The organism is Massilia sp. UYP34, from assembly GCF_056279385.1.
In genome coordinates this window covers 41239-59791 of sequence record NZ_JBWBRF010000019.1, presented here as the reverse complement: position 1 = coordinate 59791, position 18553 = coordinate 41239, and the positions used below count along the sequence as shown (strand labels likewise).

The window sequence follows — 18553 nt, the reverse complement described above, 5'->3', positions numbered from 1 at the left end:
GAATCGAATCACCTAATCAAGGATGAAACAAAATGGCAAAAATCGATCTGTCGGGTTATAACCTCGCCGAGCTGAAGGGTCTTCAATTCGATATCGAAAAGGAGATCAAAAACCGCCAGCAGCAAGACGTCAAGAAAGCGCGCGAGCAGATTCTCGAGATCGCCCAGAATATGGGAATCTCGGTGGAAGAATTGCTGGCCAAGGGCGGCGCAAAAAGCAAGAAAGCGGGCGGCGGCGCCAAGGTGAATCCCCAATACCACAACCCGGCCGACAATTCGCAGACCTGGACCGGCCGCGGCCGCCAGCCGAAATGGGTAGTCGAGGCGCTGGGTAAAGGCAAGTCGCTGGACGACCTGCGCATCTGATCCTTTTTTTATGTAAATCCGCCGCTGGCGGGCCAGCGGCCTCGTAGGGTTGGCGGCTCTGCCGCCGACGCGGTGATGGTTATCGGTTCCGATTTCGCGCCGGATGATCTCGCCGCCGACGCGGTGATGGTTATCGGTTCCGATTTCGCGCCGGATGATCTCGCTGCCAACGCGGTGATGGTTATCGGTTCCGATTTCGCGCCGGATGATCTCGCTGCCAACCATCACCGCGTCGGCGGCTCAGCCGCCGACCCTACGCAGTCACCCGGCCGTATCAGTGAAACAAACTTCCCTCATCGCCGCGCTCGCGGGCGCCGTCATCCTGGCCATCGGCACGGCCGTCTACTTTACCGACACCATCGAACACCGCCCCGGCGCGCTGGCCATCCTCACGCCGCCCGTCGCCAAGACCACGCCGTTCTGGCCGGCGCGCGTGAACCTGCTGGCGGGCGACGGCCGCGACGGCGTGATCGACGGGCCGGCCAGCGCCAGCCGCTTCAGCGATCCCTATGGCGTGGCCATCGGCGCGCGGGGCGTGGTGTACGTTGCCGACGGGGGCGAAGCCAACCGCATCCGCCTGATCCAGCCCGACGGCGCGGTCTCGACCCTGGCCGGCGGCAAGGAAGGTTTTGCCGACGGCATCGGCGCGGCGGCCGCCTTCCACACGCCATCCGCCCTGGCGCTCGACCATGAAGGCAATCTGTACGTGGCCGACACCGGCAACCATGCGATCCGCAAGGTGGCGCCCGACGGCACGGTCAGCACGCTGGCCGGCGGCGGCAGCCCCGGCTACCTCGATGGCGTCGGCCGTGCGGCCCGGTTCAACGGCCCGGTCGGCATCGCGGTGGCCGACGCCGGCATGGTCTACGTGGCAGACACCTACAACGACCGCATCCGCCGCATCGCGCCCGATGGCCTGGTTACCACGCTGGCCGGCAATGGCAGGCCGGGCCTGCTCGATGGCGTGCTGGCGGACGCCGGCTTCGACACCCCGAGCGCGCTGGCGGCCGGCCGCGACGGTACGCTGTACGTGGCCGACACCGGCAACCACGCAGTGCGCCGCATCAAGCCCGACGGCACGGTCGACACGCTGGCGATCCCGCTCGAAGGGGAAACCAGGCCGCCGCTGCGGCGCCCCACGGGCCTGGCGCTCACGCGCGACGGCTACCTGTACATCGCCGCCAGTGCCGGCGGCCGCATCCTGCAACTGACGCCCGATGGAGAAATGCGCCCGCTGCAGGACGCCGACCGCCCGCTCGATCCGCATGGCTTCGGCAGCGACGGCACGGTGCAGCTGTATGGCCCGCGCGGCATCGCGGTCGGCCGCGACGGCAGCCTGGTGGTGGCCGATGCCAGCGCCCACCGCGTGCACCGGCTGGCGCCGCCGCGCAAGGGCGAACCGGCGCCGCTGCTGGCGCGCCCGGCACTCGTCACGCGCACCGAACCGACGCCGTGGCCGGTCGGCCCGCAAGACATGGTCCATGAAGTCGTGGGCGTGATGGGCGAGGTGCGCGGCGCCTACAACGGCGACAGCCGCCACCATTTCCACGCCGGCCTGGACGTGCGCGCCGACGTCGGCGCGAAGGTGCTGGCGGTATTCCCGTCGAAAGTGACCGACCCGCACGCCAACTGGGGCTTCGGCACGCTCAGCGAAGGCCTGAGCGTGGGCCCGCTCTCGTACATCCACATGCGCGTCGGCCGCGACCCGCAGGGCCGGCCGCTCGATCCGCGCTTCCAGATCCTGCGCGATGCCAAAGGGAAAGCCGAACGCGTGCGGGTGCCGCGCGGCACCCGCTTCGCGGTGGGCGATGCGCTCGGCACCATCAATGGCATGGCCCACGTCCACCTCGACTACTACCAGGGCGGCATGGTGGTCAATCCGCTCACGCTGCCCTTCGTCGGCTTTACCGACACCGTGCCGCCGTTCATCCAGCGCATCGCGCTGTACGACGGCGCCGGCAAGCGCATCACGGCGAACAAGGGCCAGCCGGTGCTTTTGAGCCGCAGCCTGGGCGAGGTCCAGGTGGTCGTGAACGCCTACGACCAGGTGAACGGCAACCTGGCGCGCCGCAAGCTCGGCCTGTACGAGCTGGGCTACCAGCTGCTGCAGGCCGACGGCACGCCCCTGCCCGGCTTCGGGCAGCCGCTCATCACCCAGGTCTTCGACCGCCTGCCGCGCAACCAGGACGCCGTCAAGGCCGTCTACGCGCCGACCAGCGGCATCACGGTCTATGGCAGCAAGTCGACCCAGTTCGACTATGCGCTGGGCAACCGCCTGCAGGACGGCGAGATCGAGACCGGCAGCTGGCGCATCGGCGAACTCACTCCCGGCCGCTACACCCTGCGCATCCACGCCGCCGACTTCGCCGGCAACCTGGCGCGGGAGGGGCGCGACCTGGCGTTCGAGGTGGTGGAGTAACGCGCCCCGGCTGAAGTATTCGGCTGAAGTATCCAGCTGAAATACGGGGGCTGAAGTACGTGGAACCATTGCGCCACGCCGGCATCTGAGTAGGACGGATGAAGGAGAAGCCCGTGGACAGGTACGACGTGCTCATCGCCGGCGCGGGGCCGACCGGCCTGGTGCTGGGCCTGTGGCTGGCGCGCCAGGGCGTCAAGGTCGCGCTCGTGGACAAGGCGGCGCAGCCCGGCACCACGTCGCGCGCGATGGTGGTCCAGGCACGCACGCTGGAACTGTACCGCCAGCTGGGCCTGGCCGACGAAACGATTGCCGCCGGCAAGCGCAACGTCGCCCTCAATATGTGGGTGCGGGGCAAGCGCCGCGCGCGCCTGTCGTTCCAGGACGCGGGCGAAAAGCTCACGCCCTACCCCTTCGTGCTGGTGTATCCGCAAGACCTGCATGAGCGGCTGCTGCTGCGCCATCTCGAGCTGGCCGGGGTCCAGGTCCAGCGACCGGTCGAGCTGGTCGCCTTCGAGGACCGCGAAGACTATGTGGTGGCGCGCCTGCGCGACCCGGACGGCGGCCTGCGCGAATGCGAGGCGCGCTTCCTGGCCGGCTGCGACGGCGCCAGTTCCACCGTGCGCCAGAAGCTCGGCGCCGGGTTCCCGGGCGGCACCTACGCCCACCTGTTCTACGTGGCCGACGTCCAGGCCGCCGGCGTGGCGGCCGACGGCGAGGTGCACGTCTCGCTCGAGACGTCCGACTTCGTCATCATGCTGCCCTATACCGACAGCGGCCGCGGACGCCTGATCGGCACCGTGCACCGCCCCTCCGACGACAGCCACGCCGCCCCCCTCACCTTCGACGACGTCGGCCACCGCGCCCTGTCGAGCCTGGGCCTGCGGGTCGACCAGGTGCACTGGTTCTCGACCTACCGCGTGCACCACCGCATCACCAGCCACTACCGCAGCGGCCAGGTATTCCTGGCCGGCGACGCCGCCCACGTGCACAGCCCGGCCGGCGGCCAGGGCATGAACACCGGCATCGGCGACGCCGTCAACCTGGCCTGGAAGCTGGCCGCCGTGGTGCGCCACGAAGCGCCTGACAGCCTGCTCGACAGCTACGAGACCGAGCGCCTGGCGTTCGCGCGCAAGCTGGTCGACACCACCGACCGCATGTTCAACTTCATCACGGCCGAGGGCAACTTCGCCGACTTCGTGCGCATGCACATTGCGCCGCTGTTCGCCACGGTCGCCTACAGCGTCGACCCGGTGCGCGAACTGATCTTCAAGATCATCTCGCAGATCACGATCAGCTACCATGACAGCCCGCTCAGCATCGGCGGCGCGGGGAACATCAAGGCCGGCGACAGGCTGCCCTGGGTCGGGGGTGACGACGAAGACGGCATGGACAACCACGCGCCGCTCGCGAACATCGACTGGCAGGTGCAGGTCTATGGCGAGGCGGGCGACGGCCTGCGCGCCTGGTGCCTGCTGCACGGCATGCCCCTGCGCGAATTCGCCTGGAGCGCGCGCCACGAAGCAGCCGGCTTCGCGCACCACGCCCACTACCTCGTGCGGCCGGACGGCCACGTCGCCCTGTGCGACCCGGGCCCAGGACCCGATGCCCTGGCCCACTATTTCCGCGACCGTGCCTACCGGCGCTTCTGCGACTGATGGCCCGCCCTACCCACCCGGCATGAAATGCCATCGCGCTTCTAGACATCGATGTCTAGATCGCCTAAGCTGGCTGTCGCCGGGAATCCTCCCGCCTCACAAGGACCGTCATGCTGAAGAAACTCGCCGCCAGGTTTGCCGTCCCATTCGCCATCGCTTCGTGCACCGCATTCGCCCCCGTCCAGGCGGCCGACCTGCCGGCCTACCCCTTCATCCACGTGAACGCCGCCGCCGACCTGCACGTGATGCCGGACACGGGCGAGATCGATGTCGAGATCGTCAGCCTGGACCCCGACCTGGAAGCGGCCTGGAAGCTGGTCGGCGAACGGCTCGAGGCGAGCCGCGCGCTGCTGGCGCAGCATGGCGTCGCGGTCGAGGACATCTCGGTGCAGGACCTGCTGCGCCGCCCGCTTATGCGGGCCGATATGCAAGGCGATACGGTGCACACGATCGAGACCCGCGCCGCGCTCCACGCCACGGTGCGCAACCTGGATGGCTGGACGGCGCTGATCCAGGCCCTGATGACGATGCCGAACGTCGAGTCGCTGGCCGTCGCCTTCAGCCGCAGCGACGCCGACGAGATCGAGGCCGAGCTGGTGAGCCAGGCCCTGGCCGCGGCGCGCCGGAAGGCGCTGAACATCGCGCGCGGGATCGGCGCCAGGCTGGGACCGGCGAACGGCGTGGCGCTGGCGCCGCTGAAGAACCTGTCGAACTCGATGGGACTGGCCGCCGACGGCCCGCGCCATACCTCGATGGCCACGGTGCGCGATCCGCTCCTGGTGGGCGTGCAAAAGCTGGTGCAGGGCGTGGACGTGATCTATCGGATCGCCAGGTAGGCGCCGGTCCGCGCTGTCGATGTCACCTTCTTGTCATGATCGGGCGTGCCGGATGGCGGGCAAGCGTATGCTCGTGTCATCGACGTCTCGTCAGTGAAAGGACCATGATGGCCAAGCAACAAAAACCGGCGCAGCCCGCGCCGAAGGACCCCGCACCGGCGGCCGCCAAGCCGCTTGGAACCGCGGCCAGCGGCCTGGAGTCGTTCCAGCAGCTGGACCAGGAACTGAGCCCGCAACCGAGCCCAGAACCGAAGCCGGAACCGGGCCCCAAGCTGGACCTGCAAGCCGCGGTCGCCGCCCCGGCGGGCGCGCAGGATCCGAAACAGGACCAGCCACTGCCGAAAGAAGAACCGATCCGGCCGGTCAAGGCCGAACCGGTGCGCCTGCGCGGGCGCATGACGCTGGAAGACGCCTTCCAGTCCATCGGCCTGAACTGCGTCCGCCAGATCGAAGCGAACCTGCCGGGCGTGCTCAGGCAACAGGCCGAGAGCCTGCACCAGATGCGGGTCGGCCTGCGCCGCCTGCGCGCGCTGCTGGCCATGTTCGAGGACCTGGCCGCGCCGCCGGTCGCGCTGCACGCCGACATCGAATGGCTGTCCGGCGAACTGGGACCGGCGCGCGACTGGGACGTGCTGGCCGACGCCACCCTCGACCGGGTCCGGGACTTCGACGCCTCGGCGCTGCGCCAGGCCGCGCACGAACGTGCCGATGCCCATCACGCGCACGTCCTGGACGTGCTGCGCCAGCCGCGCTACGTCGCGCTGATGACGCAGCTGAACGAATGGCTCGGCGAACGCCGCTGGCGTCCTGACGCCGCGCTGGACCAGGATTCGCCCCTGGCCGGGCGCGCCGCCAAGGCCGCCCTGCCCCTGCTGCGCAAGGCCGAGAAGCGCCTGGCCAAGCGCATCGACGGCCTGGACAAGAACGACGCGCCGGGCCGCCACCGGGTGCGCATCGCCGCCAAGAAGGCGCGCTACGCTGCCGAATTTTTCCGCGACCTGCTGCCGGCGCGCCGCGTCAAGCGCTACGTCGGCCACCTGGAAAAGCTGCAGGACCGCCTTGGCCTCTTGAACGACATGGCGGTGGCCGATCATCTGCTCGACGAACTCAAGGGCGGCAGCAGCCAGGTCGCCAGGCAGGCCGCCTACGTGCGCGGCTACCTGGCCGCCAGCAGCGAGGCCGGCGCCCGCAACCTGTCCAGGCCCCTGGCGGACGTCGCCAGGCGGCGCCTCACGCGCTGAGCGAAGCTGTCTGTACCGCTTTTCGACAATCGCGATTTGCGGTAACGTTGCTCTGCAGCCGTACGCGCCCTGCGTAGACGATCCGGGATCGATCCGGCATGGTGATGGCGGCGGCAATGCAGAAGGCGAAACCGGCCGGGCCGGCGACGTACCTGCCAGAACCCGAGACGATCCGCCACAGGGCGTGACGGGGATGCGCCGAGACGGTCGGCTGGACGCACCTGACCGGGCAGTCACGGGAGAACGACAAGGGAGAACGACAAGGGAGAACGACGAGGGAGAACGACGATGGGCATGCTCACCGCACCGCACCAACTGGTTCCACATTCCCCGCGCAGCGACGGCGGCGGCGGCGACATCGTGGCGCGCCTGCGCCGCTGGCATGCGGCCGGCAGCGTCCTGTTCTTCCTGTATGCCCGTTCCCTGGGCGGCTTGATGCAATCGGGCCGGGGGCGCATCGTCACGCTCGGCGAGATGGCGCTGACGATCGACGCCGGCGGCTCCACCCTGCTGGTCATGCTGGGCGGCGCGGCGCTCGACGACACGCCGCAGATCTTCTTCACGCCCGACCTGTCGAGCCACTTCCAGGTGCCGGGCGTCGGCCTCAGGCTGGGCAACCACGACTGGCTGTTCTTCTCCGACGCGCAGGTGCCCGAGACAGCCCTGCCCGCAGCAGCCCTGCAGTCACGCCTGCCCGGGCCCTGAACGGCGCTGGACAACAAAAAGCGCGCCATGCTCACGCGGGCGCGCTAGTCGTGCGTCTCGTTTCGTGCGTCTCGTTTCGTGCGTCTCGTTTCGTGCGTCTCGTTTCGTGCGTCTTGTTTCGGGCGTCTTTCCAGGCGCTTACTTGGTCGCCAGCACCCACTTGACCAGCGAGCGCGCTTCGGCCTCGCTCACCTGCGGATTGGCCGGCATCGGGATCGGCCCCCAGGTGCCGGCGCCGCCTTTGAGCACCTTCTGCACCAGCTTGTCCTCGGCGCCTTTCTGGCCCGCATACTTCTGCGCGATGTCCTTGTAGGCAGGACCGACCAGCTTGGTGGCGACGGTGTGGCAAGCCATGCAATTCTTGGCCTTGGCCAGGTCGGCCTGGGCGAATGCACCCGGCGACGCGAAGGCCGACAACACCACACACAACATCAGGGACCGCTTCATTTGTTTCTCCAGATTCATGACTGATTGGATTCTACCGCCAATCCCCGCAAGGGAATGGGGGCGATACACTCTGTAACGCGATCGCCACGTTTCCCCCTATCCTGTAACAGAAAAATAGCAACTTTTGCCCGCAGGCATTCTTTTCTTTGTAAGATGGGCGTCTGAAGGAGCTTCTTACATCATGCCACTCATCCTCTTGATCGTCGCCCTGGCCGCCCTGCGCTTTTTCGAGGTCTGGCGTTTTGCCGAGCTGTCCTGGTGGGTCATCGCCGGGCTGTTCGTCGCTGCCTTCATCTGGTTCGAGTACATCGAGAAGATGCTTGGGCTCGACAAGAAAAAAGAACACGCTCTCCAGGACAAGCGCCGCAACGAGCGCGTCAAGAAGACCCTCGACAAGCGCCGCTGAACCAAGTCCTGCCCGCGTGGGGCCTGTGAGTATGGGCTGTGATACATTGCGCGTATCACAGTCTGATCCACTCATCCCTCATGCATCCCGAACTGCGCCAGCTGCGCCATTTCGTCACCGTGGCCGAAGAGCTGCATTTCGGCCGCGCCGCGCGCCGCCTGCACATGACGCAGCCGCCGCTGTCGCAGAGCATCGCCAACCTCGAAGAACTGTTCAACGCCCCGCTGTTCGTGCGCAACCGGCGCATGGTCGGCCTGACCGCGGCCGGCGCGACCCTGCTGCCGGAGGCGCGCCGCATCCTCGAAGAAGCCGCCGCGCTGCCCGAGCTGGTGCGGCGCGCGGCCAGCGGCGAAGCGGGCCGCCTGGCCCTGTCGTTCGTCTCGACCGCCGGCCTGGGGCTGCTGCCCGACGTGCTGCGCCGCTATCGCGCCGCCTATCCGGCCGTGCGCCTGGTGCTGCAGGAAGCGACCTCCGACGTCCAGTTCGAAGAACTGCTTTCGGGCCGCATCGACGCCGGCTTCGTGATTCCGCCGCAACCGGGCGCCCCCGGCGGCATGGCCGACGGCGCCCTCGACTACCTGAAGATCGTCGACGAGCCGCTGGTGCTGTGCGCGCCGAGCGGCCTGGCGGCGCTGGAGAGCCCGGGCCCGGTGCGCCTGCGCGACCTGCCGCCGCTGCCGCTGGTGATTTTCCCGCGCGCGGTGGCGCCCAGCCTGCACGATGCGATCCTGGCCTGCTTTCGCGCGGCGGGCGTGCTGCCCACCATCGGCCAGGAAGCGATCCAGATGCAGACCATCGTCGGCCTGGTTTCCGGCGGCATGGGCTTGGCACTTGTGCCACAATCCGTGTCGAACCTGATGCGACCCGGCGTAGAATACCGTGCCCTGCACGACCCGGCGCCGCTGGCCGAAACCGGCCTGGCCTGGCGGCGCGATAACGATTCGCCCGTCCTGAGGGGCTTCCTGGATTTATTGAAGAATTGAAGAGAGACTGACTATGCTGATTCATCCGCAGCCGGACCCGATCGCGATTGCGCTCGGCCCGGTGCAAATCCACTGGTATGGCCTGATGTACGTGGTGGCCTTCGCCCTGTTCATCATCCTGGGCCGGGTGCGCATCCGCATGCCGCACGTGGCGGCGCAGGGCTGGACCCGCGACGACCTGGACGACATGCTGTTCTACGGGATGCTGGGCGTGATCGTCGGCGGCCGCCTGGGCGAAGTGCTGTTCTACCAGCCGCTGTACTTCCTGGAACACCCGCTCGAGATCCTCATGATCTGGAAGGGCGGAATGTCCTTCCACGGCGGCTTCCTGGGCGTCCTGATCGCGATGGCGCTGTGGGCGCGCAAGCGCAAGCGCAACCTGCTCGACGTCTACGACTTCATCGCGCCGCTGGTGCCGCTCGGCTATGCCGCCGGCCGCATGGGCAACTTCATCAACGCCGAGCTGCCGGGCCGCCTGGCCGACCCGAACCTGCCATGGGCCATGCTGTGGCCCGGCGTGGCAGGCCCGCGCCACCCATCGCCGCTGTACCAGGCGCTGGTCGACGGCGTGCTGGTGTTCGTGCTCCTGTGGCTGTTCGCGCGCAAGGCGCGTCCACGCCTGGCGGTCGGCGCCATGTTCACCCTGCTGTACGGCTGCGCGCGCTTCTTCACCGAGTGGTTCCGCGTGCCGGACTGGGAAACTACCGTGTTCGGCCTGCCCATCACGTCGGGCCAGGTGCTGTCGCTGCCGATGATCGTCGCCGCCCTGGTCATGCTGGCCTGGGCCTACCGCCAGCCGCCGGGCCGGCCCGTGACCGCCTGATCGCGGTATGTCGCATGCGTGAGTGGGCGAGCGCACAGAGCGCTCGTCCTTTACGCCCGACAATGAGGCTCCACGGATCGGAGCCCATATGGATCACACCAGGCGCAAGCGGCGTACCCGATGGTGGCTGCTACTTGCCGCCATCGTCGTATTGACAGGCATCGCTTTTGCCATCATGTGGCGCCCCGCACTGGCGCCGCACAACACTATCCCCGCTTTTGACGATGCGCGCATCGAGCGCGGCGCCAACCTCGCGCGCCTCGGCATGTGCGCCTCGTGCCACACGGCCGACCTGGCGCGCCCCTTCGCCGGCGGCAAGCCGATGGAGACGCCGTTCGGCACCGTCCACAGCACCAATATCACGCCCGACGTCGACACCGGCATCGGCGCCTGGAGCCCTGACGCTTTTACCCGCGCCATGCGCGAGGGCGTCTCGCGCGACGGCCACCTGCTGTATCCGGCCTTCCCCTACAACCACTACGTGCGCATGACGCAGGCCGACATCGACGACCTGTACGCCTACTTCATGACCCGGCCCGCGATCGCCGCGCCGGCGCCCGACAACGAGATGACCTTCCCCTTCGGTTTCCGGCCGCTGGTCGGTTTCTGGAACGTGCTGTACCTGATTGATGCGCCGTGGCAGCCCGACCCGAAGCAGTCGGCCGAATGGAACCGCGGCGCCTACCTGGCCGACGCCGTCGCCCACTGCGCCGCCTGCCACACGCCGCGCACGAAGCTGGGTGGTCCGGACCTGAAACGCCAGCTCGATGGCGGCGAAGCCGATGACTGGTACGCGCCGGCCCTGAACGCGAAATCGCCGTCGCCGCTGCCGTGGACGCGCGAACAGCTGCAGGCCTACCTGCGCACCGGCATGGCCGAGGACCACGCGGTCGCCGGCGGCCCGATGCAGGACGTGGTGATGCACCTGGCCCAGGCCGATGAAGGCGACGTCGCCGCGCTGGCCGCGTGGACCCACAGCCACCTGTCGCAAGCCCCGTTGCGCGCGACGCCGGCGCAGCAGGACGGTCCGCTGCCCCCACCCGCCGCCGACGACCCCGAACTGCCGCGCATGCGCCTCGGCTACGAGCTGTACGCCAACTCGTGCGCGCGCTGCCACGACGTCGGTCGCGCCCCGAGCTCGGGCACCGCCCTGCCGCTGCAGAAGGCGATCGCCCTGTACGACCCCGACCCGCGCAGCCTGATCCATATCGTCGACGACGGCATCCTGCCGCCGGACGGCGAAGCGGGACGCTGGATGCCCGGCTTCAAGGCGATCCTGAGCAATGAACAGGCCGGCGCGCTGGCCGCCTACCTGCGCAAGTATGGCGCCGGCCAGCCAGCCTGGCCGGAACTGGACGAGCAAGTGAGCAAAGCGAGAGCACCATGACGACCTACCGCCTGCAGGTAAACGGCAAGAGCCACGCCGTCGATACCGACCCCGACACCCCGCTGCTGTACGTGCTGCGCAACGACCTGGCCCTGAATGGCGCCAAGTTCGGCTGCGGCCTGGGCCAGTGCGGCTCCTGCACCGTGATCATGGACGGCCAGCCCGTGATGTCCTGCATGGTGCCGGTCTCGAACGTCGGCGCGCGCGCGGTACGCACCGTCGAAGGCCTGGGCAGCAGCGACAAGCCCGGCGTGCTGCAGCAGGCCTTCATCGACGAGCAGGCGGCGCAATGCGGCTACTGCATCGCGGGCATGATCATGCAGGCCGCCGCGCTGCTCGAGCGCGAACCGAATCCGAGCGACGCCCGGATCCGCGCCCACATGTCGCCCAACCTGTGCCGCTGCGGCACCCATATGCGCATCCTGCGCGCGGTGCGGCGCGCGGCCGACCAGCTCGCGGCGGGAGGCAAGCGATGAGCCTCGATCAGGGTCGGCGCCACTTCCTGGCCGCCGGCGGCGCGCTGACGCTGTCGTTCGCCATGCCGGCGTGGTCGGCGCAGGATGCATTACCGAAAAGCCTCGATACGACGCCCTGGCTCGACGCCTGGATCCGCATCGACGCCGATGAACGCATTACGGTTTTCACCGGCAAGGCCGAGCTGGGTCAAGGCATCAAGACCGCGCTGCTGCAGGTCGCGGCCGACGAGCTGCGCATCGCGCCCGGACGCCTGACGATCGTCACCGCCGACACCGCGCGCACGCCGGACGAAGGCCTGACCGCCGGCAGCAACTCGATGAAGGACAGCGGCGCCGCGCTGCGCCATGCGGCGGGCCAGGTGCGGATGCGCCTGGGCGAACTGGCGGCGACGCGCCTTGGGGCGCCCGCGGCCAGCCTGGCATTGAAGGACGGCGCCTTCATCGCCCCCGACGGCCGCCGCGCCAGCTTCGGCCAGCTGGTCACCGGCCGGGAGCTGCACCTGCGCGCCACGCCGCGGCCGGCGCCGCCCGCGCCCGGCCCAAAGACCACGATCGGCCAATCCCTGCCGCGCGTCGACATCCCGGCCAAGGTCACGGGCGGACGCGCCTACGTGCAAGACCTGCGCCTGCCAAACATGGTGCATGCGCGCGTGGTGCGTCCGCCCGCGCCGGCGGCGACCTTGACCGACGTGGATACGGCCGCCGTCATGCGCCTGCCGGGCGTGTTGAAGGTCGTGCGCGACGGCCGCTTCCTGGCCGTGATCGCCGATGGCGAATACCGCGCCGTGAAGGCCGCCGCGCTTCTCGCGCGCGCCGCGCGCTGGGAAACGCCGTCCGCGCTGCCGGCCCACCCGAACGTCGAGGCGCTGGTGTTGGCGCAGCCGGCCGAACCGACCACCATCGTCGCACGCGGCGCGCGGATGCGGGAAGGCGTGCACTTGCAGGCCACCTATACCCGCCCGTTGCAGCTGCACGGCTCCATCGGCCCATCCTGCGCGGTGGCGCAGCTGGTGGAAGGCCGCTACACGGTCTGGACCCATTCGCAGGGCGTGTTCCCGCTGCGTGGCGCGCTGGCCGAACTGCTGGCGACCCGGGAAGACGCGATCCGCTGCATCCACGTCGAGGGCTCGGGCTGTTATGGCCACAACGGCGCCGACGACGTGGCGGCCGACGCCGCCCTGCTGGCGCGCGCCTTCCCGGGCCGGCCGGTGCGGGTGCAGTGGATGCGCGAGGACGAGCATGCATGGGAGCCGTTCGGCGCGGCGATGGTGGCGCGGGTCGCGGCCACCCTCGATCCCGACGGCCGCATCGCCGACTGGCAATACGACGTCTTCACGCCGTCGCACAACATCCGTCCCGGCCCCGCCGGCAGCCTGCTGCCGGCCACGCATCTCGCCAAGCCCTTTACGCCGCCAAGGCCGAAACCGATCCCTCAGCCGGAAGGCGGCGGCGACCGCAACGCGATCCCCTATTACCGGCTGCCGAACGCGCGCGTGACCCACCATTTCCAGCCGCAGGCGGTGCTGCGCGCCTCGGCCATGCGCGGCCTGGGCGCCTATTTCAATGTGTTCGCGATCGAGAGCCTCATGGACGAACTGGCGCGCGCGGCGAAGCTCGACCCGGTCGCGTTTCGCCTGCGCCATCTGGAAGATCCGCGCGCCATCGACGTGGTCAGGCTGGCGGCGGAGAAGTTCGGCTGGGAGGGTTATAAAAAGCCTGCGCGCCGCGGCCGCGGTTTTGCATTTGCGCGCTACAAGAACCTGGCGGCCTATTGCGCGCTGGCGGTGGAGGTGGAGGTGGCGCGCGAAACGGGGCTGGTGCGCGTGACGCGCGTATCGAGCGCCGTCGATTGCGGCGAGATCGTCAGCCCGGACGGCGTGCGCAACCAGATCGAGGGCGGCATCGTGCAGTCGGCCAGCTGGACCCTGCTCGAACAGGTGCGCTTCGACGCCACGCGCGTGCTCACCGTGGACTGGGCCTCGTATCCGATCCTGCGCTTCGGCCAGGCCCCCGACAAGCTCGACGTGCACCTGATCGACCGCCCCGGCCAGCCCTTCCTGGGCACCGGCGAGGCGGCGCAGGGCCCGGCCGCGGCGGCGATCGCGAACGCGGTGTTCGATGCCTGCGGACTGCGCATGCGCGACCTGCCGCTGGACCGCGCGCGCGTGAGAAAGGCTAGTTGAAGGCCTTCCAGAACATATAGGCCGCCAGCGCATACAGGATCACGGCGAAGATGCGCTGCAGCTGGCGCACCGGCATCCGGTGCGCGGCGCGGGCGCCGAGCGGCGCCATGGTCATGCTGGCCAGCACGATGATGGCCAGCGCCGGCAGGTAGACGAAGCCCAGCGACCATGCCGGCAAGCCCGGCTCGCCCCAGCCATAATACATATTCGACAGCGTCCCCGAGAGTGCGATCGGAAAGCCCAGCGCCGCGCTGGTTGCCACCGCATTATGGATGCGCACGTTGCAGCGCGTCATGAACGGCACCGAGACGAAGCCGCCGCCGGCCCCCACCAGTCCCGACAGGATCCCGATCAGGCCGCCGGTGGCGAACATGCCGGCCCGGCCCGGCAACTCGCGCGCCGGCGCCGGTTTCTTACCGATCAGCATCTGGGTCGCCGAGAAGGCGACGAAGCAGCCGAAGAAGAAGGCCAGCACCGAAGTATTCATCTGCTTGCCGATCCAGGGGCCGATCCAGGAACCGATCAGGATGCCCGGCGCCAGCAGGCGCACCACCGGCCACAGCACGGCGCCATGCTTGTGGTGGGCGCGCACCGAGGACATCGAGGTAAACAGGATGACGCCGAGCGCGGTGGCGATCGCCATGTGGACCACCAGTTCGTCGGGGAAGCCGCGCGCGGTGAAGATCATCGTGATGAAGGGCACCAGCACCATGCCGCCGCCGATGCCGAGAAGGCCGGCCGCGAAGCCGCCGAAGGTGCCCATCGCCAGCAGGGCCAGGATCAGCCAGGGATCCATTCAGGCTCCCTTGGCGCGCATGAGTTTGACGACCGCATCCCATTCGGATCTGGCGACCGGCGTGATCGACAGCCGGCTGCCCTTCTGCAGCAACGCCATGCCTTCCAGCGCGGGATTGGCCCGCAGCTCGGCCAGCGGCACATGGCGCCCCGCCTCCAGCGCGCGCACGTCGATCGAGATCCAGCGCGGCGTTTCGCGGGTGGCCTTCGGATCGTGGTAAGGGCTGGCGGGGTCGAACTGGGTGGCGTCGGGATAGGGAGCGCTCGCGATCTCGGCCAGCCCGGCCACGCCGGGCACGGCGCAGCTGGAGTGGTAGAACAACACGCCGTCGCCGACGGCCATCGCATCGCGCATGAAGTTGCGCGCCTGGTAGTTGCGCACGCCAAACCAGGCCACGGTCTGGCCGGGCGCGGACAGGACGTCGTCGAAACTGACTTCGTCCGGTTCGGATTTCATCAACCAATAGCGCATCGCGCCGTTCTCCCTGCAAGGTGCACCGTCACGATGGACGCGCGCACAAAAAAAAGCGGCTGCGTACAGAGTGCGCAACCGCTTGTGGATCCTAGCCCCCGCCAGTGCCGTTTTTGCCGGCATCCTGAACCAAAACGGTTCAAGGCGGTCACGGTCAGATCAATTTCGGGTTCGTCAAACGAGTGACGCTCACTCCCATCGACCTTGTTCCACGACCTATGCGTAAGAATGGTTCAAGGAATATATGGCAAATCTCGAACACCGCAGGGTAGAGCGCAGTTTACTCTTTTAAAGCGGCATGTCAAACGGATTCGGCTTTTCAGAAAACATTTTCCTGCGGCGCCAGGGCCTTGTCGAGCACGGTGTGCATCGCTTCCAGCTTTTGCTTGACTTCGAGAATCGACATGTCCGACAGCGGTCCCTGCGGCGACTTGACCGACAGGAATTCCGCGGCGACACTCAGCGCGGCCATCACGGCGATGCGGTCGGTGCCCTTCACCTTGCCCGAATCGCGCAGCTGACACATCTTGCCGTCGAGGTAGCTCACCGCCTCACGCAGGGTGCGCTCTTCGCCGTCGCGGCAGGCCAGGCGATACGGCTGGCCCATGATGGTGACGTCGAGATGGATCATCGTGCTGCCTCACTATTGCCTGGTGCGCCGGCCGCCGCGCCAGCCGTTGGTTGCGTGGCGTCTGCCGCGTCGTCTTCCCCGCCCGCTTCGCCATCCGTTCCCGGCGGCTTGGGCAATTCGTCGAGCAGGGCCTCGACCCGCCGCTGGGCTTCGACCAGGCGTTCCTTGAACGCCAGGTTCTCGGCACTGAGCAGGGTATTGGCCTGCCGCAGCAAATAGTTCTCTGCGCGCAATGACTGGGTCAGCTGGGCGAGCCGATCGATTTTGTCTGAGAGGTCTTGGAATTCGGAAATCATCCGACACTATAGGATCGAGATGGATTTTCCGTCAACCGAATCGCGCGGCAATGCGGCATGCCGCGCCCACCCAGGGCTGCCTGGCGTGCGGCAGGAAAGCGCCAGGGGGTGTACGCTGCCCGCCTCTTGCCATATTCGCAGCCACTGGCGCGAGATGCCAAAAACACATTATATGAGCCCTGAAAGCTTGTGCTAGCTCAAGCACCCGAAAGTATTTATCAACTTTGCTGCTTGAAAAGGCAAATTATCGTCCCTATAATTAGCACTCGTTAGTAGAGAGTGCTAACAACTCTTTGCAGATCGCCGTCGCGTTTCACACAAAACTGCGGCGATGTCAAAAAACGCTAGTTAAACCACTGAATATTAAGGAGTTTTGCATGAACCTTCGTCCTCTGCACGATCGCGTAATCGTCAAGCGCCTCGACCAGGAAACCAAGACTGCGTCCGGCCTGATCATCCCTGATGCCGCGGCAGAGAAGCCAGACCAGGGCGAAGTCCTCGCCATCGGTAACGGCAAAGTGCAAGACAACGGCCAGGTCCGCCCGCTGGAAGTAAAAGTCGGCGACCGCGTGCTGTTCGGTAAGTACTCCGGCCAGGCCGTCAAGGTCAATGGCGAAGAACTGCTCGTGATGCGCGAAGAAGACATCATGGCCGTCGTCCAGCAGTAATTCCCTGACCCCATTCACGAAAACATTCGGAGAAATAACAAATGGCAGCTAAAGAAGTAGTGTTCGGCGACGCAGCGCGCGCCAAGATGGTTGAAGGCGTCAATATTCTGGCCAACGCAGTCAAGGTCACCCTGGGCCCGAAAGGCCGCAACGTCGTGCTCGAGCGCTCGTTCGGCGCCCCGACCGTCACCAAGGATGGTGTCTCGGTCGCAAAAGAAATCGAACTGAAAGACAAGCTCCAGAACATGGGCGCGCAGATGGTCAAGGAAGTCGCTTCCAAGACCAGCGACAACGCCGGTGACGGCACCACCACCGCGACCGTGCTGGCACAAGCCATCGTGCGCGAAGGCATGAAGTTCGTTGCCGCCGGCATGAACCCGATGGACCTGAAGCGCGGCATCGACAAGGCCGTCGCTGCGACCGTCGAAGAACTGAAGAAGATCGCCAAGCCGACCACCACCACGAAAGAAATCGCGCAAGTCGGCGCGATCTCGGCCAACTCGGAAACCTCGATCGGCGAGCGCATCGCCGAGGCGATGGAAAAAGTCGGCAAGGAAGGCGTCATCACCGTGGAAGACGGCAAGTCGCTGAACGACGAGCTGGACATCGTGGAAGGCATGCAGTTCGATCGCGGCTACCTGTCGCCGTACTTCATCAACAACCCGGACAAGCAAGTCGCCGTCCATGAGCAGCCGTTCATCCTGCTGTGCGACAAGAAGATCTCGAACATCCGTGACCTGCTGCCGGTACTGGAGCAAGTCGCCAAGGCCGGCCGTCCGCTGGTCATCATCGCCGAAGACATCGAAGGCGAAGCGCTGGCGACCCTGGTCGTCAACAACATCCGCGGCATCCTGAAGACCGTCGCCGTCAAGGCGCCTGGCTTCGGCGACCGCCGCAAGGCCATGCTGGAAGACATCGCCATCCTGACCGGCGGCCAGGTCATCGCCGAAGAAGTCGGCCTGACCCTGGAAAAAGTCACCCTGGCGGAACTGGGCCAGGCGTCGCGCATCGAAGTCGGCAAGGAAAACACCATCATCATCGATGGCGCCGGCCAGCCTGAAGCGATCGAAGCCCGCGTCAAGCAGATCCGCGCCCAGATCGAAGAAGCGACCTCGGACTACGACCGCGAAAAACTGCAAGAGCGCGTGGCCAAGCTGGCCGGCGGCGTTGCCGTGATCCGCGTCGGTGCAGCCACCGAAGTCGAGATGAAAGAGAAGAAGGCACGTGTCGAAGACGCGCTGCACGCCACCCGCGCTGCCGTGGAAGAAGGCATCGTGCCAGGCGGCGGCGTGGCCCTGCTGCGCGCCCGCTCGACCCTGAACGTCAAGGGCGACAACCCTGACCAGGACGCCGGCATCAAGATCGTCCTGCGCGCCATGGAAGAGCCGCTGCGCATGATCGTCCAGAACGCGGGCGACGAGCCATCGGTCGTGGTCGCAGCCGTCCTGGCCGGCACCGGCAACTACGGCTACAACGCCGCCAACGGCACCTATGGCGACATGGTCGAAATGGGCGTGCTGGATCCAGCCAAGGTCACCCGCTCGGCGCTGCAGAACGCGGCCTCGATCGCCGGCCTGATGCTGACCACCGACTGCATGGTCTCGGAACTCGCCGAAGACAAGCCAGCCGGCGGCATGGGTGGCATGGGCGGCATGGGTGGCATGGGCGGCATGGACGGCATGATGTAATCGAGCCGGTCGCCTGGCGCGCCGCGGCAACGCCGGCGCGCCAGTCTTCCACGACAAAAAGCCCGCGAGGTTCACGC

At 67.4% G+C, this 18553-nt stretch carries 19 protein-coding genes and 1 other RNA gene; 14 read left to right on the top strand and 6 right to left on the bottom strand.

What is annotated here, in order from left to right; genetic code table 11:
- Positions 1-32: 32 nt before the first annotated feature.
- From ACZ9AQ_RS20605 to ACZ9AQ_RS20580, 6 genes are all read left to right on the top strand, one after another.
- On the top strand, positions 33-365 hold the full coding sequence (locus ACZ9AQ_RS20605) for an H-NS histone family protein (RefSeq protein WP_429206567.1): 333 nt from the start codon (positions 33-35) through the stop codon (positions 363-365).
- 277 nt (positions 366-642) lie between these two features.
- Positions 643-2784: an NHL domain-containing protein gene (locus ACZ9AQ_RS20600; protein WP_429206568.1), complete on the top strand. Its 2142-nt coding sequence runs from the start codon at positions 643-645 to the stop codon at positions 2782-2784.
- A 113-nt stretch (positions 2785-2897) separates the two neighbouring features.
- Positions 2898-4439, top strand: a complete 1542-nt coding sequence (locus ACZ9AQ_RS20595) for an FAD-dependent monooxygenase (RefSeq protein WP_429206569.1) — start codon at positions 2898-2900, stop codon at positions 4437-4439.
- Between the two features lie 110 nt (positions 4440-4549).
- Positions 4550-5275: an SIMPL domain-containing protein gene (locus ACZ9AQ_RS20590; protein WP_429206570.1), complete on the top strand. Its 726-nt coding sequence runs from the start codon at positions 4550-4552 to the stop codon at positions 5273-5275.
- A gap of 104 nt (positions 5276-5379) precedes the next feature.
- Positions 5380-6516, top strand: a complete 1137-nt coding sequence (locus ACZ9AQ_RS20585; RefSeq protein WP_429206571.1) for a CHAD domain-containing protein — start codon at positions 5380-5382, stop codon at positions 6514-6516.
- A gap of 288 nt (positions 6517-6804) precedes the next feature.
- A complete protein-coding gene (locus ACZ9AQ_RS20580) occupies positions 6805-7221 on the top strand; it encodes a hypothetical protein (protein WP_429206572.1) in 417 nt (138 codons plus the stop codon).
- Between the two features lie 138 nt (positions 7222-7359).
- On the opposite strand, the gene ACZ9AQ_RS20575 is transcribed toward ACZ9AQ_RS20580, so the two are convergent.
- Positions 7360-7668, bottom strand: a complete 309-nt coding sequence (locus tag ACZ9AQ_RS20575) for a c-type cytochrome (protein ID WP_429206573.1) — start codon at positions 7666-7668, stop codon at positions 7360-7362.
- Between the two features lie 181 nt (positions 7669-7849).
- Between ACZ9AQ_RS20575 and ACZ9AQ_RS20570 the strand changes: the two genes are divergently transcribed.
- From ACZ9AQ_RS20570 to ACZ9AQ_RS20545, 6 genes are all read left to right on the top strand, one after another.
- The gene (locus ACZ9AQ_RS20570) at positions 7850-8074 is read left to right on the top strand and encodes a TIGR04438 family Trp-rich protein (protein ID WP_429206574.1); all 225 of its coding nucleotides are present in this window, start codon (positions 7850-7852) and stop codon (positions 8072-8074) included.
- A gap of 80 nt (positions 8075-8154) precedes the next feature.
- A complete protein-coding gene (locus tag ACZ9AQ_RS20565) occupies positions 8155-9057 on the top strand; it encodes a LysR substrate-binding domain-containing protein (protein ID WP_429206575.1) in 903 nt (300 codons plus the stop codon).
- Positions 9058-9070: 13 nt separating this feature from the next.
- A complete protein-coding gene (lgt, locus tag ACZ9AQ_RS20560; protein WP_429206576.1) occupies positions 9071-9880 on the top strand; it encodes a prolipoprotein diacylglyceryl transferase in 810 nt (269 codons plus the stop codon).
- Positions 9881-9968: 88 nt separating this feature from the next.
- Positions 9969-11267, top strand: a complete 1299-nt coding sequence (locus ACZ9AQ_RS20555; protein WP_429206577.1) for a c-type cytochrome — start codon at positions 9969-9971, stop codon at positions 11265-11267.
- Entirely contained in the window at positions 11264-11743 is a 480-nt protein-coding gene (locus ACZ9AQ_RS20550) for a (2Fe-2S)-binding protein (protein WP_429206578.1), read from the top strand. The genes ACZ9AQ_RS20555 and ACZ9AQ_RS20550 overlap by 4 nt, the downstream gene beginning before the upstream one ends.
- On the top strand, positions 11740-13926 hold the full coding sequence (locus tag ACZ9AQ_RS20545; RefSeq protein ID WP_429206579.1) for a xanthine dehydrogenase family protein molybdopterin-binding subunit: 2187 nt from the start codon (positions 11740-11742) through the stop codon (positions 13924-13926). Before ACZ9AQ_RS20550 ends, ACZ9AQ_RS20545 begins: the two co-directional genes overlap by 4 nt.
- Here ACZ9AQ_RS20545 and ACZ9AQ_RS20540 read toward each other — a convergent pair.
- The 5 genes from ACZ9AQ_RS20540 to ACZ9AQ_RS20520 form a co-directional block, all read right to left on the bottom strand.
- Positions 13919-14722, bottom strand: a complete 804-nt coding sequence (locus ACZ9AQ_RS20540; protein ID WP_429206580.1) for a sulfite exporter TauE/SafE family protein — start codon at positions 14720-14722, stop codon at positions 13919-13921. The two genes, ACZ9AQ_RS20545 and ACZ9AQ_RS20540, sit on opposite strands and share 8 nt — an antisense overlap.
- Positions 14723-15193 (bottom strand): EVE domain-containing protein, encoded by a 471-nt coding sequence (locus ACZ9AQ_RS20535; protein WP_429206581.1) that lies wholly within the window; start codon positions 15191-15193, stop codon positions 14723-14725.
- A 91-nt stretch (positions 15194-15284) separates the two neighbouring features.
- Positions 15285-15466, bottom strand: a non-coding RNA gene (gene ssrS / locus ACZ9AQ_RS20530) — 6S RNA.
- A 46-nt stretch (positions 15467-15512) separates the two neighbouring features.
- A complete protein-coding gene (locus tag ACZ9AQ_RS20525; protein ID WP_429206582.1) occupies positions 15513-15824 on the bottom strand; it encodes a cell division protein ZapA in 312 nt (103 codons plus the stop codon).
- On the bottom strand, positions 15821-16120 hold the full coding sequence (locus tag ACZ9AQ_RS20520; protein WP_429206583.1) for a hypothetical protein: 300 nt from the start codon (positions 16118-16120) through the stop codon (positions 15821-15823). The genes ACZ9AQ_RS20525 and ACZ9AQ_RS20520 overlap by 4 nt, the downstream gene beginning before the upstream one ends.
- 377 nt (positions 16121-16497) lie before the next feature.
- Between ACZ9AQ_RS20520 and groES the strand changes: the two genes are divergently transcribed.
- Together groES and groL are read left to right on the top strand one after the other, a co-directional pair.
- On the top strand, positions 16498-16788 hold the full coding sequence (gene groES / locus ACZ9AQ_RS20515; protein WP_137171720.1) for a co-chaperone GroES: 291 nt from the start codon (positions 16498-16500) through the stop codon (positions 16786-16788).
- Positions 16789-16829: 41 nt separating this feature from the next.
- Complete coding sequence (gene groL, locus ACZ9AQ_RS20510; RefSeq protein ID WP_429206584.1) at positions 16830-18476, top strand: chaperonin GroEL; 1647 nt, start codon at positions 16830-16832, stop codon at positions 18474-18476.
- The last annotated feature ends 77 nt before the right edge of the window (positions 18477-18553 follow it).